Origin of the sequence: Streptomyces sindenensis (assembly GCF_014649035.1) — a bacterium.
Lineage (GTDB): Bacteria > Actinomycetota > Actinomycetes > Streptomycetales > Streptomycetaceae > Streptomyces > Streptomyces sindenensis.
The window spans coordinates 81,326-105,612 of record NZ_BMSG01000017.1; the positions used below are offsets into that span (position 1 = coordinate 81,326).

Here is a 24,287-nt window from a genome sequence, read left to right on the forward strand (position 1 = left end):
TGTGCGGCCGCGCTGCTCAGCACCGGGCGGCTGGCGGCCGCGCGGTCGGCGGCCGGCGGTCAGCCGTCAGCCGTCAGCCGTCAGCCGGACGGTCGCTACTCCGTGGGGTCCGCGGGGCGCTTCTCCGTGGAGACCTGCGTGGCCGTCGAACCCGAGCCGCCCGACTCGTGCTTGTGGCGCTCGTCCGTGACCGACGTGGTCCCGGGGCCGATCCGGATCTCGAAGTCGCCGTCGTACTTGGCGTGCCCCTCGATCACCGCGGACTCGACCGCTTCCACGCCGAACTCCTGGCGGACGATCTGCGGGTCCCTGCGCAGGTCCCGCATCAGGGCCACGCACATGCCGATCATCACAATCGTGAAGGGCGCGGCCACCAGGATGGTGAGGTTCTGGAGCCCTTGGAGGGCGTTCTCCTTGCCCTCCCCGATGAGCAGCATGATCGCGGCCACGGCCCCGGTCACGACACCCCAGAAGACGACGACCCACCTGCCCGGCTCAAGGACGCCCTTCTGCGAGAGCGTGCCCATGACGATCGAGGCGGCGTCGGCTCCGGAGACGAAGAAGATGCCGACCAGGATCATCACGAGGATGCTGGTGACCGTGGCGATCGGGAACTCCTGGAGGACGCCGAACAGTTGAGCCTCCGGGGTGTCGGCACCCTGGAGCTTGCCGGCCTCGTCCAGCTTCATGGCCGAGCCGCCGAAGACGGCGAACCAGATCAGGCTGACGGTGCTGGGCACCAGGATGACGCCGCCGACGAACTGGCGGATCGTACGGCCGCGGCTGATGCGGGCGATGAACATGCCGACGAAGGGCGTCCAGGAGATCCACCAGGCCCAGTAGAAGACCGTCCAGCTGCCGAGCCAGTCGGCGACGCCCTCGCCACTGGACGCCTCGGTGCGGCCGACGAGCTGCCCGAGGTCGCTGAGGTAGGCGCCCAGGGAGGTGGGCATCAGGTCGAGCACGATGATCGTGGGGCCGGCGATGAAGACGAACACCACGAGCAGCAGGGCCAGCACCATGTTGGTGTTGGACAGCCACTGGATGCCCTTCTCGACACCCGAGACGGCGGAGACGACGAAGCAGATGGTCAGCACGGCGATGATGGCGACCAGCAGGCCGGTGCCGGTCTTCTCCATCCAGTCCAGCTCCTGGAAACCGCTGCCGATCTGGAGCGCGCCGAGGCCCAGCGAGGCCGCGGAGCCGAACAGGGTGGCGAAGATGGCCAGGATGTCGATGAAGCGGCCGAAGCCGCCGCGGGCGTGCCGCTTGCCGATCAGCGGCTCGAAGACCGCGCTGATCGTCTGCCGCCTGCGCATCCGGTACGCGCTGTAGGCGATGGCGAGGCCGACCACCGCGTAGATCGCCCAGGGGTGCAGCGTCCAGTGGAAGAGAGTCGTGGCCATCGCCGTTCCCATGGCGTCGGCCGCGTCCGCGGGGTCGGTGCCGGGCGGCGGGGTACGGAAGTGGGCGAGCGGTTCGCTGACCCCGTAGAACATCAGCCCGATGCCCATACCGGCGCTGAACATCATGGCGACCCAGGAGATGGTCCGGAACTCCGGCTCCTCGCCCTCCTGGCCGAGGCAGATCTTGCCGTACCGGCTGATGGCCAGCCACAGCGCGAAGACGACGAAGCCGGAGGCGGCCAGCATGAAGGCCCAGCCGCCGTTGTGGATCAGCCCGTCGAGCAGTGTGCTGGAAACGCTCTCCAGGGAGTCGGTCGCGGTCGCCCCCCACACGACGAAGGCGAGGGTGAGGACCGCCGTGACACCGAACACCACTCGGTCGGTGGTGGGGGTCCTGGTACTGACCGGTTCGGGGGGAAGGTCCGCCGTGACCGCCAGCCCCTCCCGCCCCTCCGCTGTCTGGTCGTCCTGGGACACAAATGGCACCTTTCACCGAGTCTGAAAAACGCTCTCCGTAGGCAGTACCACACCTGCCCCGGATCTCGAAGGATCAACAGCCTGTTCCGGCTTGACCGTTTGTGAGGGGATATGCCGCCCGCTGGTCGAGGAGCAGGGGAATCAAGCTCCGGGCCGACTGTCGCAACGGCACGAATGCGCCATCTCGCTCCGGCCGGGCCCTGACCCCGTGCAGAGCCAGTTCGTCCTTCACCGCCGCGTACTGGGCGGTGTTCAGCCGGTAGCCGCACGGCGGATCGACCAGCACCTCGGACGGCTCGGCCGGGTCGTTGTCGGCGCCGCCCAGATAGACGGGCCCCCGGTCGACGAGACCGGCCAGGCGGGAGAGGGCGGTGGCCGTCCGGAGCCGGGCGCGCTGCTCGTCGGCGAAGTCGAGGAGGCCGCCGAGCGCGGTCCTCTGGGAGTCGACCCTGCGCCGGTGGTTGAGCGCCGGGTCGGCCTTCTCCGCGTCGCTCAGCGCGTCGACCCGGGATTCGATGAGCAGGCCGACGGCGTGCTTGAGGCCGGAGGCGTTGCGCAGGATGCGTTCCTGGCCGTCCCCGGCGACCTGCTTGACCGGCTCCCCGGTGGCCGGGTCGGTCCAGATGCCGTAGTGCCCGCTGGTGTAGCCCTCCGCCGTCGCGGCGGGGCGGACGTAGCGCTCGGAGAGGGTGCGCGAGGCGTCGTGGACCCCGTCGTGGACGTTCAGGTTCCGCGGCCACAGGGTGAACAGGTCCTTGTCGTAGTACGGCGGGGTCGCGCCGTACTCGTGCAAGTCGTAGATCACCTCCGGCCGTTCGTCACGGACCACGGCGGCAATGGTCCGCGCCTCGGCGGTCTCCAGGGCGATGTGGTCGCGATTGATGTCGGCCCCGTCGGCGTTGCCCCGGGTGTCGGCGGCCCGGCCGTCGGGGTTGGCCGTGGGCAGCACGAGCAGGGTCGTCCGGGCCAGGAACGCGCGGGTCGCCCGGTCCTCGGCGAACGCCAGGTCGCGGACCGTCGTCAGACAGGCCTCGCGCCCGGCGGGTTCGTCGCCGTGCTGACTGCAGATCAGCAGGACGGTCGTGGCGCCGGGACGCTCCTGGCCGACGCGTACGAGCCGCAGGGCGCGGCCCTGGCCGGTCGTGCCGACGCGGTCCACCAGGACCCGGTCGCTCCCCCGGTCCACCGCGGCCAGGAAGTCCCGTTCCTCCGCCTCCCCGGTCCATCGGGCACCCTCGCTCGTCTCGAACCCGGTGCGCGGCGGGCGGTGCGCGGCCTCGGCGGGTGCGATGGCGAACGGCAGGGCGAGTGCGGCGAGCGTCGCCGCCACGGCCGTCCTGCGCACCGTCCGTGCGCCGCGGGGCACGCCGACGGGCTCCGGCCGCGTGAGCGCCTCGACCGGTGCCAGCCACGGGTGCGGGCTGAGCACGTGGAGTGCGCGAGCGACACGAAGGGTCATCAGCGGCTGCCTCCGGAACGTGTGGGGCGGGCGCCGTGGCGCCCGTCGGTCTGTCGGCGATGTGCGGACGTTACCCCGGTCAACTCCTGTGCAACAGGGGGCGATCACTGCCATTCGCAGGTTCGCGCACCCTGCCGTCCGTGGCGACGGAAGGAGCTGTCCCGCTTCGACCTCGATTTCGGGCTCGGAGACCCAGGAGCGACCCTTGTACAGCCCGTGGCTCTGGTCGGAGAAGCAGGGCGAGGGCCCCGCGCAGGAGCCGGCGGACTCCCCGTACGCCCAGCACCCGGCCGACGACCCGTTCCGGAAGGTGAAGCCGGGCGGTCCGGGTCCCGACAACCAGTTCGCCCTCGCCGTCTGCGACCGGGGCGCGCCGGCACTCCAGGCACCGCGCAACGAGGTCGGCGACGACACCTTCTTCGCGCTGCTGAAGGGCTGGCCGGCCGAGCACGCGGGCCGGGATCGCTCGGGTCACCCGGGTCACGACCACGGGTGACGACCGTACACCCGGGAGCCGAGTGATCGGGGCCGTCGGAGCGGCGGGAGTTCGGCCGCTCCGAGAGCCCCTCGGCCTCCGCGCACGGCCGTACGCCGGGGCGCGGGCCCGGTCAGCCGTTGGGCGCAGCCGTGCGGTGGGCCGCACGGGCCGCCCGCGCCCGGGGCAGATAGCGCAGCCGCTCCGGCAGGACGGGGACGACGACCCGCAGGACCGCGCACATCCGGCGCAGCCGCCTCTCCTGCTCCGCGCTCCACGGCAGGCCGACGGCCGCGCGGGCGTCGGGCGGCATGAGCCCGATGGTGACGAACCGCCGGAAGCGGGCCAGCGGCGGCAGGAGCACCGGCCACAGCGCCCGCAGGACCACCCGCAGCGGCCACGGCCCCCGGTCCGGCGGGGGGACCGGCTGCGCGACGTCGACCAGTTCCCGCACGACGGGGGTCGCCTCGATCTCCTCGGCGAGCATCTTCTTCCAGTACGGCCAGAACTCCTCGATGGTCTGCGGCATGTCCCGGTCGTGGATGCCGAGGATCCGGCCGACCTGGAGCCACTCCGCGTACAGGGCGCGCTCCTGGGCCGGGGTCATGGGCCGGATCAGATAGCGGGCCGCGTGCTGGTAGACGGGGAAGCCGGTGGCGTGCACCCAGGCGTAGTTGGCGGGCGTCAGGGCGTGGTAGCGGCGGCCCCGGGTGTCGGAGCCCTGAATGGTGCGGTGCAGCACGCGCAGCCTGCGGCCCTCCTCGGCCGCCTCCGTGCCGCCGTACACCCAGAGCTGGAGCGAGCGCAGCGAGCGTTCGCCGCGCCCCCAGGGGTCCGTGCGGAAGACGGAGTGCTCGTCGACTCCCGCGCCGACGGCCGGGTGGGCGACCTGGAGGGTGAGCGCGGCGGGCAGCATCAGCAGGGCGCGGATGTCGCCGGACAGGTTCCAGAGCACCCCGCCGGGCGACGGCGGCTCGGGGTCGGCGCGGCTGAACGCGGGTGACTCGGAGTCCGAGGCGGACGCTGCCTCCGGTCCGCCGTCCCGGGGGCCCCTCACATGCTTCGCGCTGCTCATCCGGTGCTCCCGCGGTCCCGGCGGGCCTGCCGTGCGCTGCCCGTCCCCTTCCCTCCATGATCCCCCCGGGCGGGAGAGCCGGGATGGCGGGCCCCGGTCCCCCGTGACCGGCTCAGTCGTGGTCGTAGACCGTCACCGGCACGCCGGCGGCTATGAGGCGCCGCTCGATCAGCGGCTCGATCCGGGACCACGTGCCGCCCGCGAGCCCGCAGCCGATCCGGGGCATGTGCACGGACGCCCCCAGCTCACCCGCCCTGGCGGCCACCGCACCGAGCGCCGTGTCGATGGCCTCGTACCGCACGGGCACCCCCTTGCTGCCGGTGCGTATACCGCGCTGGCCGACCATGTTGGCCACCCAGAGGCGGGAACCCACCTGCACGAACTGTGCCGCGCCCAGGGCGAAGTCGTTGCCCGCGCGCTCCCGGTGCCAGCGGCGGTAGGCGGCCTCGGGCTCGGGCCAGCGGCGGGAGAGGGCGAGCACGAAGCCCTTGCCCCAGCCGCCGAGGTCGTTGCAGACATGGGCGATCAGCTTGAGGCCCTTGCCCTGCGGGGCGGTGGCGTCCCCCCGTACGTAAGTGATCTCCGACATGACCTCACCGTACGGGCCGCCACTGACAACGGCCCCGGGCTGGACGGCAGCGCGATGGTGCCGGAGACTTTCGCAGTAGTGGTGAGACAGCAGAACTGTCCGATACCAGGGTTCGACTGCGGGGAGCAGAGATGGCGACGGGGACCGACGAGCCGACGCTCACGGTGGACGAGCTGGCGGCCCGGGCCGGCGTCACCGTGCGCACCGTGCGGTTCTACAGCACCCGGGGCCTTCTGCCGCCCCCGGTCATCGGTCCGCGCCGGGTCGGGCACTACGGGCCCGACCATCTCTCGCGGCTCGCGCTGATCGAGGAACTCCAGCAGCAGGGCATGACGCTGGCCGCGATCGAACGCTATCTGGAGCAGCTGCCGCCCGACCTGAGCGTCCATGATCTGGCCATCCACCGGGCGCTGGTCGCGTCCTGGGCGCCGGACAAGACCGAGGACTTCTCCCGCCCCGATCTGGAGCGGCGGGCCGGGCGGGGGCTGTCGGACGCGGATGTGGAGCGGCTGGCGGCGATGGGGGTGCTGGTGCGCCCGGAGGAGGACGGCGGGCCGTACCGGGTGGATCTCGGGCTGCTGCGGCTCGGCGTGGAACTGCTGGACGTGCCGATCGCCCACGAGACGATCCTCGCGGCCCGGACCGTGCTGCTGGAGCACACCCGGTCGGCGGCCCAGGAGATGACCCGGCTCTTCCGGGACGAGGTGTGGAATCCGTACCGGGAGCGGGAGGGCGATCCGGAGCATGTGGCGGCGATGAAGTCGCTTTCGGCCCACATGCAGCCGATCGTCGTACAGGCCCTGGTGACGGCCTTCCAGCGGTCCCTGAAGGAGGAGTTGCGGGCCGCGTTCACCGCCGAGTGACGGTGAACGCGGCGCCCCGCGGCCTCAGTCGTGGAAGGTCTCGCCCTTCTCCGCCTTCTCCACCAGCAGTGCGGGCGGCAGGAAGCGATCGCCGTAGCGCTCCGCCAGCTCCCGGGCGCGGGCCACGAAGCCGGGCAGGCCGCCCTCGTACCCGTTGATGTACTGGAGGACGCCGCCCGTCCACGGCGGGAAGCCGATGCCCATGATGGAGCCGATGTTGGCGTCCGCGACGGAGATGAGGACGTTCTCCTCCAGGCAGCGGACGCTGTCCAGGGCCTCCGAGAAGAGCATCCGCTCCTTCATGTCCTCGAAGGGCACGTCCGCGTCGGCCTTGGTGGTGAAGTGCTCGCGCAGGCCCGGCCAGAGACCGGCGCGCTTGCCGTCCTCGTCGTAGTCGTAGAAGCCCGCTCCCCCGCTGCGCCCCGTCCGGCCGAACTCGTCGACCATGCGGTCGATGACCCCGTCGGAGGGGTGCCCGGGCCAGGTGCCGCCGGCCTCCTCGACCGCGCGCTTGCTCTCGTTGCGGATCTTACGGGGCAGGGTCAGCGTCAGCTCGTCCATCAGGGAGAGGACCTTGGCCGGGTAGCCGGACTGGGCGGCGGCCTGCTCGATGGAGGCCGGCTCGACGCCCTCGCCGACCATCGCCACGCCCTCGTTGATGAACTGGCCGATGACGCGGGAGGTGAAGAAGCCGCGCGAGTCGTTGACGACGATCGGCGTCTTCTTGATGCGCCGTACGAGGTCGAAGGCGCGGGCCAGCGCCTCGTCGCCGGTCCGCTCGCCCTTGATGATCTCGACCAGCGGCATCTTGTCGACCGGGGAGAAGAAGTGCAGGCCGATGAAGTCGACGGGGCGTGAGACCCCCTCGGCGAGGACGGTGATGGGGAGGGTGGAGGTGTTGGAGCAGAGCAGGGCGTCGGGCTCGATGACGTCCTGGATCTCCTGGAACACCTTGTGCTTGAGCGCGGTGTCCTCGAAGACGGCCTCGATCACCGCGTCGCAGCCCGCGAGGTCGGCCACGTCGCCGGTCGGGGTGATCCGGGCCAGCAGTTCATCGCGCTCGGCCTCGGTCGTACGGCCCCGGGAGAGCGCTTTGGCGAGCAGCTTCTCGCTGTACGCCTTGCCCTTGGCGGCCGCCTCGGTGGAGACGTCCTTGAGGACGACGTCGATCCCGGCCTTGGCGCAGGAGTAGGCGATGCCCGCGCCCATCATCCCGGCGCCGAGCACGGCGACCTTGCGGACCGGGCGCTCCGGGACGTCCCCCGGCCGGTTGGCACCGGAGTTGACGGCCTGGAGGTCGAAGAAGAACGCCTGGATCATGTTCTTGGATACCTGGCCGGTGACCAGCTCGGTGAAGTACCGGGCCTCGATGGTCAGGGCGGTCTCGAAGTCGACCTGGGAGCCCTCGACGGCCGCCGCGAGGATGTTGCGGGGCGCGGGCATGGGCGCGCCCGCGAGCTGCTTCTTCAGGTTGGCGGGGAATGCGGGGAGGTTGGCGGCGAACTTGGGGTTGGAGGGGGTGCCGCCGGGGATGCGGTAGCCCTTGACGTCCCAGGGCTGCTGGGACTCGGGGTTCGCGTCGATGAAGGCGCGGGCCTTGTCGATCATCTCCTCGCGGGTGGCGGCGACTTCGTGGACGAGGCCGTTCTCCAGCGCCCGCCGCGGGGTGTACTGGGTGCCCTGGAGGAGCACCTTGAGCAGGGCGTCCGCGATGCCCATGAGGCGTACGGTACGGGTGACGCCGCCGCCCGCCGGGAGCAGGCCGAGGGTGACCTCGGGCAGGCCGATGCGGGAGCCGGGGGCGTCGAGGGCGACGCGGTGGTGGGAGGCGAGGGCGATCTCGTAACCGCCGCCGAGGGCCGCGCCGTTGATGGCGGCGACGACGGGCTTACCGAGGGTCTCGATGCGGCGCAGCGAGTTCTTGATCTCGGTGCCGGTGTCGAAGGCGGCCTGGGCGTTCTCCGGGCCGACCTTGATCATGTCCTTGAGGTCGCCGCCCGCGAAGAAGGTCTTCTTGGCGGAGGTGTAGATGATGCCGCGGATGGAGTCCTTCTCGGCCTCGGCGCGGTCCGCGACGGCCGCGATGGAGTCCTTGAAGGCCTGGTTCATCGTGTTGGCGGACTGGTTGGGGTCGTCGAGGACGAGGGTGACGACGCCGGTCTCGTCCTGTTCCCAGCGGATGGTGGTGCTCTCGGTCGTCATGTCGGTGTCTTCTTCCGTAAACAGGTGGGCCGGGAACCAGTCAGATGCGTTCGACGATCGTCGCGACGCCCATGCCGCCGCCGACGCAGAGGGTGACCAGGCCGAACCGCTGGTCGCGGCGCTCCAGTTCGTCGATGACGGTGCCGAGGATCATCGCTCCGGTCGCGCCGAGGGGGTGGCCGAGCGCGATGGCGCCGCCGTTGACGTTGACCTTGTCCAGGGAGAGGCCCATGTCCTTGACGAAGCGCAGGACGACTCCGGCGAAGGCCTCGTTGATCTCGACGAGGTCGATGTCGTCGATGGTGAGTCCGGCCTTGGCGAGCGCCTTGCGGGTGGCGGGGGCGGGGCCGGTGAGCATGATGGTGGGCTCGGAGCCGGAGACGGCGGCCGAGACGATCCGGGCGCGCGGGGTGAGACCGTAGCGCTCGCCGACCTCCTTGGAGCCGATGGCGACGAGGGCGGCGCCGTCGACGATGCCGGAGGAGTTGCCCGCGTGGTGGACGTGGTCGATCTTCTCGACCCAGTGGTACTTCTGGAGCGCCACCGCGTCGAAACCGCCCATGTCGCCGATGGCGGCGAAGGACGGCTTGAGGGCGGCGAGGGAGTCGGCGGTCGTGCCGGGGCGCATGTGTTCGTCGTGGTCGAGGACGAGGAGGCCGTTGCGGTCCTTGACGGGGACGACGGAGCGGGTGAAGCGGCCGTCCTTCCAGGCCGCGGCGGCGCGTTCCTGGGAGAGGGCGGCGTACTCGTCGACGTCGCGGCGGCTGAAGCCCTCGATGGTGGCGATGAGGTCGGCGCCGATGCCCTGCGGGGCGAAGCCGGTCTCGAAGCTGGTCATCGGGTCCATCGCCCAGGCCCCGCCGTCGGAGCCCATCGGCACCCGGGACATCGACTCGACGCCCCCGGCGAGCACCAGGTCCTCCCAGCCCGAACGGACCTTGGCGGCGGCCAGGTTGACCGCTTCCAGGCCCGAGGCGCAGAAGCGGTTCTCCTGGACGCCCGCGACGGAGTCGGGCAGGCCGGCCGCGATGGCGGCGATCCGGGCGATGTCGGAGCCCTGGTCGCCGAGCGGGCTGACCACGCCGAGGACGATGTCGTCGATGGCGGCCGGGTCGAGGTCCGGGAAACGCCCCTGGATCTCGTGGATGAGGCCGACGACCAGGTCGATCGGCTTGGTGCCGTGCAGGGCCCCGTTGGCCTTGCCGCGGCCGCGGGGGGTGCGGATCGCGTCGTAGACGAATGCTTCGGTACTCAAGACAGCTGCCTTTCGAGGGTGGTGTTCCGGCGCGGTGAGGGGGCGTCAGGCGAGCAGCGAGCGGCCGATGATCTCCTTCATGATCTCGGTCGTGCCGCCGTAGATGGTCTGGATACGGCCGTCGGTGAATGCCTTGGCGACCTTGTACTCGCTCATGTAGCCGTATCCGCCGTGGAGTTGGAGGCAGCGGTCGGCGACGCGCTTCTGGAGTTCGGTGGCCCACCACTTGGCCATGGAGGCGTGGACGGCGTCGAGGACGCCGTCGGAGTGGTCGACGATGCACCGGTCGAGGAAAGTCCGGGTGACGGCGCACTCGGTGGCCATCTCGGCGATCTCGAAGCGGATGTGCTGGAGCTTGGAGAGCGGACGGCCGAAGGCCTCGCGCTCCTTGACGTACCGGGTGGTGATCTCCAGGAGGTGTTCGGCGGCGGCGATGCCGGCGACCGCTATGCCCATCCGCTCCTGGGCCAGGTTGGTCATCAGGTGGATGAACGCGCCGTCCGGTTCACCGAGGAGGTTCTCCTTGGGGACGCGTACGTCGTTGAAGAACAGCTCGGCGGTGTCCTGGGACTTCTGGCCGATCTTGTCGAGGTTGCGGCCGCGCTCGAAGCCCTCGGCGCCGCGCTCGACGACGATGAGGGAGAGCCCCTTGGCCCCGCCCTCGGGGGTGGTCCTGGCGACGACGATGACGAGGTCGGCGAGGATGCCGTTGGAGATGAAGGTCTTGGAGCCGTTGAGCAGCCAGTGGTCGCCCCGGTCCTCGGCGGTGGTGCGGATGCCCTGGAGGTCGGAGCCCGCGCCCGGCTCGGTCATGGCGATGGCGGTGATGGTCTCGCCGGAGCAGAAGCCGGGGAGCCAGCGCCGCTTCTGCTCGTCGGTGGCCAGGCCGGTGAGGTAGGGGCCGATGATGTCGTTGTGCAGGCCGATCGCGAGTCCGGCGGCCCCGGCCCGGGTGAACTCCTCGGCGAGGACCGCGCTGTAGCGGAAGTCGTCGCTGCCGCCGCCCCCGTACTCCTCCGGGACTGCGAGACCCAGCAGTCCCGCCCGCCCGGCGGCGAGCCAGGCCTCCCGGGAGACGATGCCGTCCTGCTCCCACTGCTCGTAGTGCGGGAGGACCTCCTTGGCCAGGAAGGCCCGGACGGTCTCGCGGAACGCGTCGTGTTCCTCGGTGAAGATCTGCCGTTGCACGGGGTCTCCTAGTCTCGGGGGGTGGGCCGGAGCCCCGGTACGTCCCAGTCGGCCGCCACGGCCTCCGTGTCCGCGCCGGGCAGCGCGGGCCCGGTGCGTACGGAGACGGGGGTGGCCGAGAAGCGCGGGGCGGGGGCGGGCTGGGTCCGGCCGCCGTGCTCGACGAAGGTGGAGCGGGCGGCGAGGTGGGGGTGGTGCGGGGCCTCGGTGAGCGAGAGGACGGGGGCCACGCAGGCGTCGGTGCCGGCGAAGACCTCCGTCCACTCCTCGCGCGTACGGGTCAGGAAGCGTGCGGCGACGGCGGCGCGCAGTTCGTCCCAGCGAGCGAGGTCCCACCGGTCGGGGAAGGCGTCGGCGATACCGAGGAGCCGGACGAACTCCGCGTAGAACCGGCCTTCCAGCGGGCCGACCGCCATGTGGCCGCCGTCGGACGTGGCGTAGGTGCCGTAGAACGGGCAGCCGCCGTCGAGGAGGTTCGCGCCGCGCCGGTCCTGCCAGCTCCCGGCGGCGAGCATGCCGTGGATCATCGTGGCGAGGTGGGCCGCGCCGTCCACGATGGCGGCGTCGACGACCTGTCCCTCGCCGTGGGCGCGGGCGTGCTGGAGGGCGGCGAGGACGCCGACGACGAGGTAGAGCGAGCCGCCCGCGTAGTCGCCGACCAGGTTGGCGGGGACGGTGGGCGGTTCGTCCGGGCTGCCGATCATGGACAGGGTGCCGGTGAGCGCGATGTAGGCGATGTCATGGCCCGCGCGGTCGGCGAGCGGTCCGTCCTGCCCCCAGCCGGTCATCCGCCCGTAGACGAGCTTCGGGTTGCGGGCGAGGCAGGCGTCGGGACCGACACCGAGCCGTTCGGCGACGCCGGGGCGGTAGCCCTCGACGAGGATGTCGGCGCGTTCGACGAGGTCCAGGACGCGGGCCGGCCCCTCGTCGCTCTTGAGGTCCAGGACGACGGAGCGCTTGTTGCGGTTGGTGAGGTCGTGCGCGGGATCGATGCCGAGCCCCGCGCCGCCGGGCCGGTCGACGCGGACGACGTCGGCCCCGAGGTCCGCCAGCAGCATCGCGGCGAACGGTCCGGGGCCGATGCCCGCCAGCTCGACGACCCGGACACCGGCCAGCGGACCGTGCCCGGGTGTTGGGCCTTTCGCCATCTGTGAGCCCCCAGGGGTGTGACACAACCGATGTAACACCTGTGATGCTAAGAACGTCCCCGGCTCCGCACAACCCCTCGGGCCGAGCAAGCGCTTAGCTCTTTCCCCCGATCCTCTCGCACGGGGCCCGCCCGGCCGCACGCCGCCACGGCGCTCTCCGCTACCCTCTGGCTGCCACGTCGGCACCCGTCTTGCAGCCGGAGGTACTCGTGAACAGGCAGAACGACGCGACACGCCCCTGGGACGTGGTTCTCTTCGGTGCCACGGGCTTCGTCGGGACGCTCACGGCCGAGTACCTGGCGGCCCACGCCCCCGCCGGTCTGCGCTGGGCGGTGGCCGGGCGCAGCCGGACCAAGCTGGAGAAGCTGCGCGAGCGGCTCACGGCGATCGCCCCGGCCTGCGCGGAGCTGCAACTCCTGGAGACCGACGCGGACGACACGGAGGCACTGGCCGAACTGGCCGCCTCCACCCGGGTGGTGGCCACCACCGTGGGGCCGTACATCCGCTACGGCGAGAAGCTCGTCGCCGCCTGCGCGGAGGCCGGGACGGACTGCACGGACCTCACGGGCGAGCCCGAGTTCATCGACCGGATGTATCTGGAGCACGACGCCCGGGCCCGCGAGACGGGGGCGCGCCTCGTCCACGCCTGCGGCTTCGACTCCGTACCGCACGATCTGGGGGCGTACTTCACCGTCAAGCAGCTGCCCGAGGACGTCCCTCTGACGGTCGACGGCTTCGTCCGCACCAACGCGGTCTTCTCCGGCGGAACGTTCGCCTCGGCGCTGACCGCGATGGGCCGGGGTCCGCAGATGCTGGCCGCCGCCCGGGAACGGCGGCTGCACGAGCCGCGTCTGGTGGGCCGACGGGTCCGCACGCCCGCGGGCTCCCCGCACTTCAGCGGGCCCACCGGCACCTGGGCGCTGCCGCTGCCGACGGTCGACCCGACGATCGTGGGCCGCTCGGCGCGGGCCCTGGAGCGGTACGGCCCCGACTTCCGCTACCGCCACTTCGCCTCGGTCAAGACGCTGCCCATGGCCCTCGGCGCCCCCGTGGCGATCGGCGGGCTGGTCGCGGCCGCGCAGGTGGAAGGCGTACGGGAGTGGCTGATGAGCCGCTACGAGCCGGGGCAGGGGCCGGACGAGGAGCGCCGCGGGCGGAGCTGGTTCACCGTCCGCTTCGTCGGCGCGGGCGGCGGGCGACGCGTCTTCACCGAGGTGTCGGGCGGCGACCCGGGGTACGGCGAGACGGCCAAGATCCTCGCCGAGTCGGCGGTGTGCCTGGCCCTGGACGAGCTGCCGGAGACCTCCGGGCAGGTCACCACGGCGGTGGCGATGGGCGACGCGCTCCTGGACCGGCTGACGGCGGCGGGGCTGCGGTTCCGGGTCGCGGCGGTGCGGTAGCCGACGCCCTCGGCGGGCCGGCGGGCCCTAGAAGATCCAGCCGGCCAGCGTGTAGAGCATCGCCCCCAGCCAGACGAGACCGGCGGCGCTGCCGAGGAGCATGCCGAGGGCCATGCGGCGCCGGGCGGGGTCGAAGGGCGCGGAACGGACAGCTGTACGAGAGGCGTTCATGCGTTCAGCCTGCCCAGCCCTACGGATTCATGCCATCCGTACGGGTACTCAGTTGCAGGACTGTTCCACGGTGTTCCACGCCCGGGACGATCACGTGCGGGGCGGCAGCTGTCGGCGTACCCACGCGGGGTCCGGGTTGATGTGCGGCCGGTCCGCGACGACGACGGTCGGCACGGTCTCGTCCCCGCCGGTGGCGGCCCGCACCGCGGCCGCACCCGCCGGATCGCCCCAGATGTCCACCCAGTGCAGCCGGGAGGCGTCGCGGCCCAGCCGGAGGCGCAGCCGCAGGCAGTACGTGCAGCCCGGCCGCCAGTAGACGACCGGGCGGCCGTCGGCCGCCGCCCGGCGCAGGGCTTCGGCGGCGGGGACCGGCCCCGGGAAGATCAGGGGCGAGTGCACGACGGCGAACAGCGTGAACAGCACCAGGAGTACGGCCGCCATGACGGGGTCGCCGCCGAGGGCGAAACCCGTCGCGGCGACCGCGCCACTGAGCAGGAACAGGGCCGGCACCCTCCATACGCGTCTCATACCGAGGCACGCTACCGCCGCCCCGTGCCGCTCCTTCGGGCGGGCGGTCCCCCGGTCTCCTCAGGCGGTCGCTTCCCGCAGGGTCTGCCGGCACAGGGCGTCCGCCCGGCGGGTGCTCTCGGGCTGGCGGTAGCGGCCGGCGAGACGGAGGGTGTGGGCGCAGGCGTTGTCGAGGCTGATGCGGTGGCCCACCGAGACGAAGACCGGGCTGGTGTTCTCCCGGGTGCGCAACGCGCGGCCGACCACCTCGTCGCCGTCCAGCAGCGGGGAGGAGTCGCCGCGCCGGGGGCCGGGCGCCTCGTAGCTGAACGTGAACGGGTTCTTGCCGACGCCGATCACCGGCAGTCCGGTGAGGACGCCCAGGTGGCTGGCGAGTCCGAAACGGCGCGGGTGCGCGAGGCCGTAGCCGTCGCAGACGACGAGACCGGGGTCGACGCTCAGCTCCTCCAGCGCCTCAAGGACCGTCGGGATCTCCCGGAAGGCCAGCAGCCCGGGGACGTACGGGAAGGCGATCGTGCCGACGGCGGTGGCCTCCTCGACCGTCTCCAGCGTCGCGGCGTCCAGCACCACGGCCGCCGCGACGACGACGTCCTTCTCGTCGTCGTAGGCCACGTCCACCCCGGTGACCAGGCCGGTTCCGGGCTCCGGCCCCGCCTCGTCCAGGATCACCCGGTCGCGCAGCCGGTCCTGGATCGCCCGGCCCTCCGCTTCGTCGGCGGGGGTCTCATGGGCGGGGGCGGGTGAGCTCGTCATACCCGGGAGCTTATGCGGTGGCACGCCCCTGGCTGTCGGCCGGTGGGCTTCGAGACCCGCAGGTCGGGCCGGAAGCGCGGCAGCCATGGAGGCCATCCCCGCGACGGCCGGGATCCCGTAGCCTGACGATCATGTTCGTACTCGAATTGACCTACACGGCACCGGTCGAGCGCGTCGACGCGCTGATGGCGGAGCACATCGCCTGGCTCGACGAGCAGTACGCGGCAGGCGTCTTCATCGCATCGGGCCGCAAGAACCCCCGGGACGGCGGCGTGATCCTGGCCGTCGGGGAGGACCGGGCGGCGATCGAGACGATCGCGGCGGCCGACCCGTTCGCCGCGCACGGCGTGTGCGCGTACCGGATCACCGAGTTCATCGCCACCAAGACGGCGCCCGCGCTCGCGCCGTACCAGCAGCGGTTGCCGTAACGGGCGGACGGCTCCCGGAGGTCGCCGCCGCCACCGATGACTTTTGGGGGCGGGGCCGGTCTGCAGGGGTATGGAGACCTACACACTGACCACAGCCGGCGCCGACCTCGTGTACGACGTCCGGGGGCCGCTGCCCACCACCGACGGCCGCCCGCCGCTGTTCCTGATCGGGCATCCCATGGACGCGAGCGGGTTCGTCGCGCTGGCGGCACGCTTCCCTGACCGGACCGTCATCACGTACGACCCCCGGGGGCTCGGCCGCTCCACCCGCGGCGACGGGCGGGTCCACTACACGCCCGAGGTCCTGGCCGACGACGTGCACGCCGTCATCACCGAGCTCGGTGCCGGGCCTGTTGAGATGTTCGCCAGCAGCGGCGGGGCGGTCACCGCTCTCGCCCTCGTGGCGCGCCACCCCGGCGACGTGACCACGCTCGTGGCGCACGAGCCGCCGCTCATCACGATCACCCCGGACGGCCCGGCGGCCGTCCGGGCGCGGGCCGGGGTCCGGGACGCGTACGAGAAGCGGGGCTGGGGCGCCGGAATGGCCGCGTTCGTGGCCATGACCTCGTGGGAGGGCGAGTTCACCGACGCGTACTTCGCCCAGCCCGCCCCCGACCCCGCCGCGTTCGGGATGCCCGCCGAGGACGACGGCTCCCGGGGCGACCCGCTGCTGTCCGACCGGTCCTGGGCGGTCAGCGACCACCGCCCGGACGTCGACGCCATCGCCGCGGCCCCCACCCGGGTGGTGATCGCCGTGGGCGAGGAGTCCCGGACCGTGCAGACCGGGCGGACCTCCGAGGCGGCCGCCGAACTGCTCGGGCAGCGGGTGACCGTCTTCCCGAGCCATCACGCCGGTTTCGTCGACGGGGAGTCCGGCTATCCGGGCAAGCCGGACGAGTTCGCGGCGCGGCTGCGGGAGGTGCTGGACGCCTCCTGAGGCCGCCCGGGCGTCAGAACCCCAGCCGGGCCACCCGTCCCTTCTCGCCCGCCGCCCAGCAGCCGAGGTCGGGGGTGCAGTCGACGGTGTCGTACGAGCCGGAGTCGACCGTCCGCCAGGTGCGCCCGCCGTCCAGGGTGAGGTCGGTGCCCGTCGGGCCGACGGCCAGGGCGGCGGAGCGGCTGTGGGGCAGCCAGGTGACGCCGGAACGGTAGGCGGGCGGCGGGGTGGCGGACTGCCGCCAGCTCCGCCCGCCGTTCCCGGTGACGGCGGCCGCCTGCGGGGAGGCCTGGTCGGAGCGGTAGTCGCCGCCGACGGCGATGCCGTGGGCCCGGTCGCGGAAGGCCGCGGCGAAGACGCCCCGGGCCGGGTCGCCGGCCGGGAGGGTCGACGCGCTCGCCGTCCAGGTCAGGCCCCGGTCCCGGGAGTGCAGGACCCGGGCGGTCTCCGCTCCCCCGGTGGTCAGCCAGACGTCCTTGGCGCCGGAACTGACCAGGCACTGGCCGCTCGCCGCGAACCCCGCCTCGCCGGGCAGGGCGGCGGGCATCCCGGCATCCGGCAGGACGCGCCAGGAACGGCCGCCGTCCGCCGTGGACAGGACCCGGAACTTCCCGTCCACCGGATCGCCCGCCGCGAGGCCGTGCCGGCTGTCGAAGAACGTCAGGCAGTTGAAGAACGCCCGGGGATCGGTGTTGCGAAAGGACTCGGTCCAGGTCGCTCCGCCGTCCTCGGTGCGCAAAACCCGCGAAGCCTCGCCCTCGCCGATGGCCAGGGCGACGGCCCGGCGGCCGTCGAACGCCTCGATGTCCCGCAGTTCCAGTTCGGCGGCGCCCTGCGGTGACACGTCACGCCAGGTGAGGCCGCCGTCCGAGGTACGCAGGACCGTGCCCTTCGACCCGGCGACCCAGGCGGTGGTGCGGCTCACCGCGGCGAGCCCCCGGAAGCGGGCGTCGGTGCCGGTGTCGGTGAGCTTCCACCCCGGCAGGAGCCCGCCCACGGCGGCCTCCTGAGGGACCGCCTTCCCCTCCGTGCTCGGCGCCGCGTGTGCGCCCGGGGCGACCAGCGCGGCCGCCAGGGCCGCCCCTCCGGTCACCAGTGCCATCAGCCTTCTCGTCTTCCCCATGGCCTTCATGGCGCTGGAAGCTAGCCCACGGACCCAGACCCGTCCAGGGTGCGTCGCCGTCGAGCGGGCAGGAGAGCGGGAGTGCGCGGGGATACGGGCGGTAGCCGGACGTGGCCGGTGACGCAGCTCACGCCGCGCGCCGGTGCACGAAACGAGGAGTTCCGTCGTCTACTCCAGTGCCGGGAACCGTTCACCCAGCCGCGATAGGGAGCAGGTCTTGTCCAGCGTTATCGAGCAGTCCGTGCAGGCTCGCATGGTCGCTTCCGCACCGCGGATGGAGACCTTGCCCGCCCTGCTCAGTTACGACCGCCAGTACCCCTTCGCCGTACGCATGGCGTTCCCGGCCCCGGCGACCCTGGAAGGCACCGAGGTGTCGTGGGAGTTCTCCCGCGAGCTGCTGACCACCGGGGTGGACTCCCCCGCCGGGCAGGGTGACGTCCGCGTACGCCCGTTCGGGTACGAGCGGACCGTGCTGGAGTTCCACGCCCCGGAGGGCATCGCGATGGTCCATGTGCGCACGGAGGAGCTGCGCCTCTTCCTCCAGCGGGCGCAGGAGCTGGTTCCGCTGGGCGACGAGCACCGGTATCTGGACCTGGAGCGGGGTCTGACCGATCTGCTCGGCGGCCCGTGCTGACGCCCCGGCCGTAAATCCGGTTGCCGGGCCCGCGCCCCGGCCCTACCTTCGAGGACGTTCCTGTTGTCGTCGATCGGAGTAGGACGTTGCTGATCTGAGGTCCTGTGCACACCGTGCAGCGCCCGCCGCGCCCTGTCGTGGCCCGGAGCGCCCGTGTGCGATCTCAGCTTCCTTCAGCCGTCCTCGCTCCGTTCCCCGACGTACGACGGGAGTCCCGTATGTCATCCGCCGACACCCATATCAGCTGTACCTCCCTCTCCTTCTCCTGGCCCGACGGCAGCGAGGTCCTCACCGACTTCGATCTGGCCGTGGGCCCCGGCCGCACCGGGCTCATCGGGCTCAACGGCTGCGGCAAATCCACCCTGTTGCGGCTGATCGCCGGTGAACTGGCCCCGGCCTCCGGGACGGTGAGGATCCGTGGCGAGGTCGGCCATCTTCCTCAGTCCGTGGTCCTGGAGACCGCGCTGCGGGTCGACGAGGTGCTCGGCATCGCCGAGCGGCGAGCTGCACTCGACGCCGTCGAGTCGGGCGATGTCCGCCCGGAGCACTTCGCGGTGATCGGCGACGACTGGGACATCGAGGAGAGGTCCCTCGCCGCACTGGACGGGCTCGGCCTCGGTCACATCGGGCTCGACCGCACTGTCGGGGAGATGTCCGGCGGCGAGTGCGTCCTGCTGCGGCTGGCCGCGCTGCTGCTGGACCGGCCCGGGGTGCTGCTGCTGGACGAGCCGACGAACAACCTGGACGCGTACGCCCGTCGGCGGCTGTACGACGCGGTCGACGCCTGGACGGGGGCGCTGCTCGTGGTCAGCCACGACCGGGAACTGCTGGAGCGGGTGGACCGGATCGCGGATCTGCGCGAGGGCTCGGTCACCTGGTACGGCGGGAACCTGTCGGCGTACGAGGAGGCGCTCGCCGTCGAGCAGGAGGCGGCGCGGCGCACGGTGCGGGCCGCCGAGTCCGACGTACAGCGGCAGAAACGCGAACTGTCCGCGGCACACGTCACGTTGGCCCGCCGCAAGCGGTACGGGCAGAAGATGTGGGACACCAAGCGGGAGCCCAAGGTCGTGATGGGGCAGCGCAAGCGCGCGGCCCAGGTGTCGGCCGGCAAGCACCGCATCCTGCACACCGAGCGGCTGGCGGCGGCCGAGGAGCGCCTGGACGAGGCGGAGTCGGCGGTACGGGAGGACGAGGAGATCCGGATCGAGCTGCCGGGCACCCGGGTCCACCCGGGCAGCGAGGTGCTGCTGCTGCGCGACCCGGTTCCGCCGTACGGGCCGCCGCTGCACGGTGAGTTGATGGTGCGGGGCCCCGAGCGGATCGCGCTGACCGGGCGCAACGGGGCGGGCAAGACGGCGTTGCTGCGGACGATCGCGGGCGAGCTGAAACCCCTGTCGGGAGAGGCGTCCCCGCTGGTCGCGACGGGGTTCCTGCCGCAGCGGCTGGACGTGCTGGACGAGGAGTCGTCGGTGGCGCGGAACGTGGCGCGGGCGGCCCCCGGCCGTACGGAGAACGCCGTCCGGGCCCGGCTGGCGCGGTTCCTGTTCAAGGGGGCGGCGGCGGACCGCCCGGCCTCGACCCTGTCGGGCGGGGAGCGCTTCCGGGCGACGCTGGCGATGCTGCTGCTGGCCGATCCGGCACCCCGGCTGCTGCTGCTCGACGAGCCGACGAACAGCCTCGATCTGGCGAGCGTACGGCGGCTGACCGAGGCGCTGGAGGCGTACGAGGGAGCGTTGATCGTGGCGAGCCACGATGTGCCGTTCCTGGAGTCGATCGGGATCACCCGCTGGCTCCGGCTCGACGGCGAGCTGCGGGACACGACGGCGGAGGCGGTGCGCGGGGGCCGCTGAGGCGGTGTGCCGGTGGCTACGGCGGCCCGGCCGGGGCCCGCTCCGCCGGCCACGCGATGCCGTCGATGGCGAGCCACGGGGCGGCGGCCACGGCCGTGGGCGTCGCCCCGGTGAACGCCTTGACCTCGCGGTGGAGATGGGCCTGGTCGGCGTAACCGCTCACGGCCGCCACCCGGGCGGCGGGGTGGCCGGCGGCGAGAAGATGGGCGGCGTGGTCGAACCGGACCAGCCGGGCGGCGTGTTTGGGGGCGAGGCCGATCTGGGACCGGAAGCGGGACCAGAGACGCTTGCGGCTCCAGCCGACCTCGCCGGCCAGGCTGTCGACACCCATCCGGCCCCGGCCGGTGAGCATCAGCTGCCAGACCGCGGCCACCTCCGGGTCCGGCGACCGGCGGACGTCCAGCCGCCGGCCGATGGCGTCCGCCGCGATCGCGAACCGTTCGTCCCACGTCCCGGCCGCCCGCAGCCGGTCCTCGGTCCGCTCGGCGTCGCGGCCCCAGACGTCCTCCAGGGAGACGACCGCCCCGGTGAGACCGGCCGACGTGCCGAGCACCGCGACCGCCAGGGGCGGCGACAGCCGGATCTGCAGGCACTCGATCCGCCCGGCCGCCCGGCCGCCGAGCCGCAGGGGTCCTGGTACCAGCCCCGCTACCGTGCTGCCGCGTGCGCGTCCGCCGTCGGAGTCGTGGACGATGCCGCTGCCCTCGCTCAGGTCCACGAACAGGGTGACCGAGGGGTGCGCGACCATGGCGATGTCCACGTGGACCGGCGCGAGTTGCCGGAAGCCGGCCATGTCGACCCCGGGAAGGCGGCCCGGGCGCCGGGGCACCGCGACGTCCACCGCCGACCAGTCGGGGGGCGATCCGGTGAGCGTCACGGTGCCAGGCTAGGTCCTGTCGTGGCCAGGAAGGCCAGCAGCGACTCTCCCGTGTCCCCGGGCGCTTCGAGCATCGGGAAGTGCCCGACGTCGGGCAGCAACTCGACCCTCGCGTCCGCCGTCGTGCCGTAGAGATGCGCCGAGGACGGGTCCCACCGGGGATCGGCGGCGCCGAAGAGCACCAGAACGGGGACGTCGAGTGCGCTCAGGCGCAGGGGGACGCTCCGCTCCGCGATGTACTCGGTGTTGCGGCGCAGCACCGTCCTGAAGGTGCGGTAGCTGATGTCCCGTACGTCCTCGACCAGGTCGTCCGGGACGGTCACCGGGCGCTTGCAGACCGCGGTCACCCCTCGGCGGAGCATCGCGTCGGAGCGGACGCGCCACAGCAGCGGGCCGAGCGGCGGGGCGATGAGCGCCCGGAGGACGGCGGGCTGCGGGAGGAGCGCGTCGGGACTCGGGCCGCTGCTGATCAGCGCGAGGGATCTCACCAGGTCCGGGCGCTGCTCGGCGAGGGCGGTGGCGATGTAGCCGCCGCTGGAGTGCCCGGCCGCGGTGACGGAGGTGAGGGCGAGTTCGTCGAGGGCCGCTGCCAGGGTTGCCGCCTGTCCGGGCACGTCGTAGGACGCCGCGGGCGGGGACTGGCCGTGGCCCGGCAGGTCGACCCGGATGACATGGTGCCGCCGGGCGAGGGCCGGCACCACCGGGCCCCAGGAGCTGCCCGAGGCGCCCGATCCGTGGACGAGCACGAGCGGCGGCGCCTCCCGGGGGCCGTCGTGGACCATGTGGATTCCTTGCACGTACGTGCTGTCATCGATACCCATGCGGGCGAGGATCGCCGAGCCGTCCCTCCCCGGTCTTGTACGAATGTCACCCGCCGCGGATCTCCCGTGCCGCCCGGCGATCTCCCGGAAAAAAGCAGACACAAGCTGTCCGGTATCCCGCTTAGCGTCGCGCTCATGGACCGCATTCCCGACCGCGACGCGGAGCCGTACACCCCCGGCACCGCCCACCGCGACATCGTCATCACCGGCGCGCGCGAGAACAATCTGCGCGATGTCTCCCTCCGCGTCCCCAAGGGCCGGATCACCGTCTTCACCGGTGTATCCGGTTCCGGCAAGTCGTCGGTCGTCTTCGACACGATCGCCGTGGAGTCGCAGCGGCAGCTGAACGAGACGTTCACCTCGTTCCTGCGCAACCGGCTGCCGAAGTACGAGCGGCCGCACGTCGAGTCCGTCGAGGACCTGACGGTGGCCATCGTGATCGACCAGAAGCCGCTGGGCGGGAACGTCCGCTCGACGGTGGGCACGGCGACCGACATCTGGTCACTGCTCCGCGTGCTGTTCTCCCGGTGCGGGACGCCGAGCGCGGGCGGGGCGACCGCGTACTCGTTCAACGATCCCGCCGGGATGTGCCCGGAGTGCGACGGGGTGGGGCGCACGGTCCAGCTGGATCTGGACCGGGCGATCGACTGGTCGAAGTCGCTGAACGAGGGGGCGCTGCTGCTGCCCGGTCTGTCGGTGGGCAGTTGGGAGTGGAATCTGTACGGCGGGTCGGGGCGGTTCGACAACGACCTGCCGCTGGCCGAGTTCGGCGAGGAGGAGCGCCGGCTCCTGCTGCACGGTTCGGGGTTCTCCGTCCGCCTCGACCTGCGGACCGGCTCGGCGGACATGAAGTTCGAGGGGGTCGTGACCCGCTTCGAGCGTCTGTATCTCAAGCGCGACACCGCCTCCCTCTCCGAGAAGCGCCGTGAGGCGGCCGCGCGGTTCACCGTGGAGCGGGTCTGCGGGGCCTGCGGTGGGGCACGGCTGAACGCGGCGGCGCTCGCCACCAGGATCCACGGGCTCTCGCCCGCCGACTTCGGGCGGATGGAGGTCGCCGATCTCGTCGGCGTACTGGAGCGGATCGACGATCCGGTGGGCGGGCCCATCGCCGCCGCGGCGCGCGAGCGGCTGGAGCGGCTGGTCGGCATCGGGCTCGGCTACCTGAGCCTGGACCGGGAGACCACGACCCTGTCGGGCGGCGAGGGCCAGCGGCTCAAGATGGTCCGGCACCTGGGCAGTTCGCTCACCGGGCTGACGTTCGTGTTCGACGAGCCCAGTGTCGGACTGCATCCGCGCGACGTGGGCCGGCTGGGCGATCTGCTGGTACGGCTGCGCGACAAGGGCAACACGGTGCTGGTCGTCGAGCACGACCCGGATGTGATGGCCGTCGCCGACCATGTCGTCGACATGGGGCCGCGGGCCGGCGCCGACGGCGGTCACGTCGTCTTCGAGGGGCCGTTCGAGCGGCTGCGCGCCGCCGGTACGCTCACCGGCCGGTCGCTGCGCCGCCGCACCCCGGTGAAGGGGACCGTACGCTCCCCCACCGGTCAGCTCCCGGTGTACGGGGCGGATCTGCACAACCTCAAGGGCCTGGACGTGTCGTTCCCCGCCGGGGTGTTGACCGCGGTGACGGGGGTGGCCGGGTCCGGCAAGTCGACGCTGGTGTCGCGGGTGTTCACGGCGGCGTACCCGGACGCGGTGGTGATCGACCAGAGCGCGATCACGGCCTCGTCCCGCTCCACCCCGGCCTCGTACATCGGCGCGCTGGACGCCATCCGCAAGGTGTTCGCGCGGGAGAACGGTGTGGACGCGGGGCTGTTCAGCTTCAACTCCGCCGGGGCGTGCGCGGTTTGCTCGGGCCGTGGCGAGATCTCGACGGATCTGGCGTTCATGGATCCGGTCACCACGACCTGCCCGGAGTGCGAGGGCCGCCGGTTCCACGACGACGTGCTGAAGCACCGGGTCGGCGGCCGGTCGATCGTGGACGTCCTGGAGATGACGGCGGCGCGGGCGGTCGGGCTGTTCGAGGACCGCGCCCTGCTGCGGAAACTGCGCACGCTCGACGAGGTCGGCCTCACCTATCTCACGCTCGGGCAGCCGCTGAGCACGCTCTCGGGCGGTGAGCGCCAGCGCATCAAGCTCGCCACCCAGCTGCATCGCACCTCCAGCGTGTACGTCCTGGACGAGCCGACGACCGGACTGCACCTGGCGGACACGGGCACCCTGGTGGACCTGCTGGACCGGCTGGTCGACGCGGGGAACACCGTGATCTGCGTCGAGCACAACCTGGAGGTGGTCAAGCGGGCGGACTGGGTGATCGACCTCGGTCCGGAGGGCGGCAAGGGCGGCGGGGAGGTGGTCTTCGCGGGGACGCCCGCCGAGCTGCTCACGCATCCGACGTCCGTGACGGGCTGCTATCTGCGCCGGGACCCGGGGGTGGAATCACCGAATCCGGAAAGCTGAGAGCCGCCGGAACGGAGGCCTCACCAGGCCCCGAGGCACCCTTCACACACCCGTTCAGCTGGGGATATGACCCTGTGTAGTCCGGCGCTGCCGGTGGCGGGCTTGGCTTTGCCCTTACGGTCGCCTTAACCTACGGTCTCGTAACCTACGAAGCCGTAGGTAATT

21 protein-coding genes and 1 pseudogene are annotated in these 24,287 nt (G+C 72.3%); 8 read left to right on the forward strand and 14 right to left on the reverse strand.

Translation table 11 applies throughout. The features are described 5' to 3' along the window. Positions 1–95: 95 nt before the first annotated feature. Together IE145_RS19520 and IE145_RS19525 are read right to left on the reverse strand one after the other, a co-directional pair. Complete coding sequence (locus tag IE145_RS19520; protein ID WP_189526593.1) at positions 96–1,883, reverse strand: BCCT family transporter; 1,788 nt, start codon at positions 1,881–1,883, stop codon at positions 96–98. Positions 1,884–1,956: 73 nt separating this feature from the next. After that, positions 1,957–3,342 (reverse strand): M14 family metallopeptidase, encoded by a 1,386-nt coding sequence (locus tag IE145_RS19525; protein ID WP_189526595.1) that lies wholly within the window; start codon positions 3,340–3,342, stop codon positions 1,957–1,959. A gap of 208 nt (positions 3,343–3,550) precedes the next feature. Between IE145_RS19525 and IE145_RS19530 the strand changes: the two are divergent. Continuing rightward, positions 3,551–3,796, forward strand: a pseudogene (locus tag IE145_RS19530) (M1 family peptidase); the annotation flags it as partial. Positions 3,797–3,950: 154 nt separating this feature from the next. Here the strand turns inward: IE145_RS19530 and IE145_RS19535 are convergent. Both IE145_RS19535 and IE145_RS19540 read right to left on the reverse strand, forming a co-directional pair. Then, positions 3,951–4,892, reverse strand: a complete 942-nt coding sequence (locus IE145_RS19535; protein ID WP_189526597.1) for an oxygenase MpaB family protein — start codon at positions 4,890–4,892, stop codon at positions 3,951–3,953. A 112-nt stretch (positions 4,893–5,004) separates the two neighbouring features. After that, positions 5,005–5,481 (reverse strand): macro domain-containing protein, encoded by a 477-nt coding sequence (locus tag IE145_RS19540; protein ID WP_189526599.1) that lies wholly within the window; start codon positions 5,479–5,481, stop codon positions 5,005–5,007. A 131-nt stretch (positions 5,482–5,612) separates the two neighbouring features. Here IE145_RS19540 and IE145_RS19545 point away from each other — a divergent pair, with 131 nt between their 5' ends. Then, positions 5,613–6,344 (forward strand): MerR family transcriptional regulator, encoded by a 732-nt coding sequence (locus IE145_RS19545; protein ID WP_189526601.1) that lies wholly within the window; start codon positions 5,613–5,615, stop codon positions 6,342–6,344. A gap of 24 nt (positions 6,345–6,368) precedes the next feature. Here IE145_RS19545 and IE145_RS19550 read toward each other — a convergent pair whose 3' ends face one another. The 4 genes from IE145_RS19550 to IE145_RS19565 are packed head-to-tail and all read right to left on the reverse strand — an operon-like array spanning position 6,369 to position 12,137. Next, positions 6,369–8,546 (reverse strand): 3-hydroxyacyl-CoA dehydrogenase NAD-binding domain-containing protein, encoded by a 2,178-nt coding sequence (locus IE145_RS19550; protein WP_189526603.1) that lies wholly within the window; start codon positions 8,544–8,546, stop codon positions 6,369–6,371. Positions 8,547–8,586: 40 nt separating this feature from the next. Beyond that, a complete protein-coding gene (locus IE145_RS19555; RefSeq protein ID WP_189526606.1) occupies positions 8,587–9,801 on the reverse strand; it encodes an acetyl-CoA C-acetyltransferase in 1,215 nt (404 codons plus the stop codon). A gap of 45 nt (positions 9,802–9,846) precedes the next feature. Next, positions 9,847–10,989, reverse strand: a complete 1,143-nt coding sequence (locus tag IE145_RS19560) for an acyl-CoA dehydrogenase family protein (protein WP_189526607.1) — start codon at positions 10,987–10,989, stop codon at positions 9,847–9,849. Between the two features lie 8 nt (positions 10,990–10,997). Continuing rightward, positions 10,998–12,137 carry a CaiB/BaiF CoA transferase family protein gene (locus IE145_RS19565; protein ID WP_189526609.1) on the reverse strand — a complete coding sequence of 380 codons (1,140 nt, stop codon included), beginning with the start codon at positions 12,135–12,137 and terminating at the stop codon, positions 10,998–11,000. Between the two features lie 209 nt (positions 12,138–12,346). On the opposite strand from IE145_RS19565, the gene IE145_RS19570 reads away from it, so the two are divergent. After that, a complete protein-coding gene (locus IE145_RS19570) occupies positions 12,347–13,537 on the forward strand; it encodes a saccharopine dehydrogenase family protein (RefSeq protein WP_189526611.1) in 1,191 nt (396 codons plus the stop codon). A 27-nt stretch (positions 13,538–13,564) separates the two neighbouring features. On the opposite strand, the gene mmpA is transcribed toward IE145_RS19570, so the two are convergent. The 3 genes from mmpA to IE145_RS19585 all read right to left on the reverse strand — a co-directional run bounded on the left by mmpA (position 13,565) and on the right by IE145_RS19585 (position 14,989). Next, entirely contained in the window at positions 13,565–13,708 is a 144-nt protein-coding gene (gene mmpA / locus IE145_RS19575) for a morphogenic membrane protein MmpA (protein WP_189526613.1), read from the reverse strand. A 90-nt stretch (positions 13,709–13,798) separates the two neighbouring features. Next, positions 13,799–14,236, reverse strand: coding sequence for a glutaredoxin domain-containing protein (locus tag IE145_RS19580; protein WP_189526616.1), 438 nt, complete (start codon positions 14,234–14,236; stop codon positions 13,799–13,801). Positions 14,237–14,296: 60 nt separating this feature from the next. Then, positions 14,297–14,989: an endonuclease V gene (locus IE145_RS19585; RefSeq protein ID WP_189526617.1), complete on the reverse strand. Its 693-nt coding sequence runs from the start codon at positions 14,987–14,989 to the stop codon at positions 14,297–14,299. A gap of 131 nt (positions 14,990–15,120) precedes the next feature. Between IE145_RS19585 and IE145_RS19590 the strand changes: the two genes are divergently transcribed. Continuing rightward, positions 15,121–15,417 (forward strand): YciI family protein, encoded by a 297-nt coding sequence (locus IE145_RS19590; RefSeq protein WP_189526620.1) that lies wholly within the window; start codon positions 15,121–15,123, stop codon positions 15,415–15,417. 70 nt (positions 15,418–15,487) lie between these two features. Continuing rightward, positions 15,488–16,354, forward strand: coding sequence for an alpha/beta fold hydrolase (locus tag IE145_RS19595; RefSeq protein WP_189526622.1), 867 nt, complete (start codon positions 15,488–15,490; stop codon positions 16,352–16,354). 13 nt (positions 16,355–16,367) lie between these two features. Here the strand turns inward: IE145_RS19595 and IE145_RS19600 are convergent, their stop codons facing one another. Further along, entirely contained in the window at positions 16,368–17,486 is a 1,119-nt protein-coding gene (locus IE145_RS19600) for a WD40/YVTN/BNR-like repeat-containing protein (protein WP_373296608.1), read from the reverse strand. Positions 17,487–17,694: 208 nt separating this feature from the next. On the opposite strand from IE145_RS19600, the gene ssgD reads away from it, so the two are divergent. Together ssgD and IE145_RS19610 are read left to right on the forward strand one after the other, a co-directional pair. Then, positions 17,695–18,111, forward strand: coding sequence for a spore wall synthesis regulator SsgD (gene ssgD, locus IE145_RS19605; protein ID WP_189526624.1), 417 nt, complete (start codon positions 17,695–17,697; stop codon positions 18,109–18,111). Between the two features lie 218 nt (positions 18,112–18,329). Continuing rightward, positions 18,330–19,961 carry an ABC-F family ATP-binding cassette domain-containing protein gene (locus IE145_RS19610; protein WP_189526626.1) on the forward strand — a complete coding sequence of 544 codons (1,632 nt, stop codon included), beginning with the start codon at positions 18,330–18,332 and terminating at the stop codon, positions 19,959–19,961. A gap of 16 nt (positions 19,962–19,977) precedes the next feature. Here the strand turns inward: IE145_RS19610 and IE145_RS19615 are convergent, their stop codons facing one another. Together IE145_RS19615 and IE145_RS19620 are read right to left on the reverse strand one after the other, a co-directional pair. Continuing rightward, positions 19,978–20,838, reverse strand: a complete 861-nt coding sequence (locus IE145_RS19615) for a helix-turn-helix domain-containing protein (protein WP_229825672.1) — start codon at positions 20,836–20,838, stop codon at positions 19,978–19,980. Further along, positions 20,835–21,659: an alpha/beta fold hydrolase gene (locus IE145_RS19620; RefSeq protein WP_189526628.1), complete on the reverse strand. Its 825-nt coding sequence runs from the start codon at positions 21,657–21,659 to the stop codon at positions 20,835–20,837. Before IE145_RS19620 ends, IE145_RS19615 begins: the two co-directional genes overlap by 4 nt. Before the next feature lie 135 nt (positions 21,660–21,794). Here IE145_RS19620 and IE145_RS19625 point away from each other — a divergent pair, with 135 nt between their 5' ends. Beyond that, positions 21,795–24,122, forward strand: coding sequence for an ATP-binding cassette domain-containing protein (locus tag IE145_RS19625; protein WP_189526630.1), 2,328 nt, complete (start codon positions 21,795–21,797; stop codon positions 24,120–24,122). Positions 24,123–24,287 lie beyond the last annotated feature (165 nt).

What these genes read in the sequence shown, in the direction of transcription:
- IE145_RS19610 (WP_189526626.1), top strand. Translation starts at nt 18,330, where the DNA reads ATGTCATCCGCCGACACCCATATCAGCTGTACCTCCCTCTCCTTCTCC.
- IE145_RS19595 (WP_189526622.1), top strand. Translation starts at nt 15,488, where the DNA reads ATGGAGACCTACACACTGACCACAGCCGGCGCCGACCTCGTGTACGAC.
- IE145_RS19625 (WP_189526630.1), top strand. Translation starts at nt 21,795, where the DNA reads ATGGACCGCATTCCCGACCGCGACGCGGAGCCGTACACCCCCGGCACC.
- IE145_RS19545 (WP_189526601.1), top strand. Translation starts at nt 5,613, where the DNA reads ATGGCGACGGGGACCGACGAGCCGACGCTCACGGTGGACGAGCTGGCG.
- IE145_RS19585 (WP_189526617.1), bottom strand. Translation starts at nt 14,989, where the DNA reads ATGACGAGCTCACCCGCCCCCGCCCATGAGACCCCCGCCGACGAAGCG.
- IE145_RS19590 (WP_189526620.1), top strand. Translation starts at nt 15,121, where the DNA reads ATGTTCGTACTCGAATTGACCTACACGGCACCGGTCGAGCGCGTCGAC.
- IE145_RS19620 (WP_189526628.1), bottom strand. Translation starts at nt 21,659, where the DNA reads ATGGGTATCGATGACAGCACGTACGTGCAAGGAATCCACATGGTCCAC.
- IE145_RS19580 (WP_189526616.1), bottom strand. Translation starts at nt 14,236, where the DNA reads ATGAGACGCGTATGGAGGGTGCCGGCCCTGTTCCTGCTCAGTGGCGCG.
- IE145_RS19600 (WP_373296608.1), bottom strand. Translation starts at nt 17,486, where the DNA reads ATGAAGGCCATGGGGAAGACGAGAAGGCTGATGGCACTGGTGACCGGA.
- IE145_RS19565 (WP_189526609.1), bottom strand. Translation starts at nt 12,137, where the DNA reads ATGGCGAAAGGCCCAACACCCGGGCACGGTCCGCTGGCCGGTGTCCGG.
- IE145_RS19540 (WP_189526599.1), bottom strand. Translation starts at nt 5,481, where the DNA reads ATGTCGGAGATCACTTACGTACGGGGGGACGCCACCGCCCCGCAGGGC.
- IE145_RS19525 (WP_189526595.1), bottom strand. Translation starts at nt 3,342, where the DNA reads ATGACCCTTCGTGTCGCTCGCGCACTCCACGTGCTCAGCCCGCACCCG.
- IE145_RS19535 (WP_189526597.1), bottom strand. Translation starts at nt 4,892, where the DNA reads ATGAGCAGCGCGAAGCATGTGAGGGGCCCCCGGGACGGCGGACCGGAG.
- IE145_RS19550 (WP_189526603.1), bottom strand. Translation starts at nt 8,546, where the DNA reads ATGACGACCGAGAGCACCACCATCCGCTGGGAACAGGACGAGACCGGC.
- mmpA (WP_189526613.1), bottom strand. Translation starts at nt 13,708, where the DNA reads ATGAACGCCTCTCGTACAGCTGTCCGTTCCGCGCCCTTCGACCCCGCC.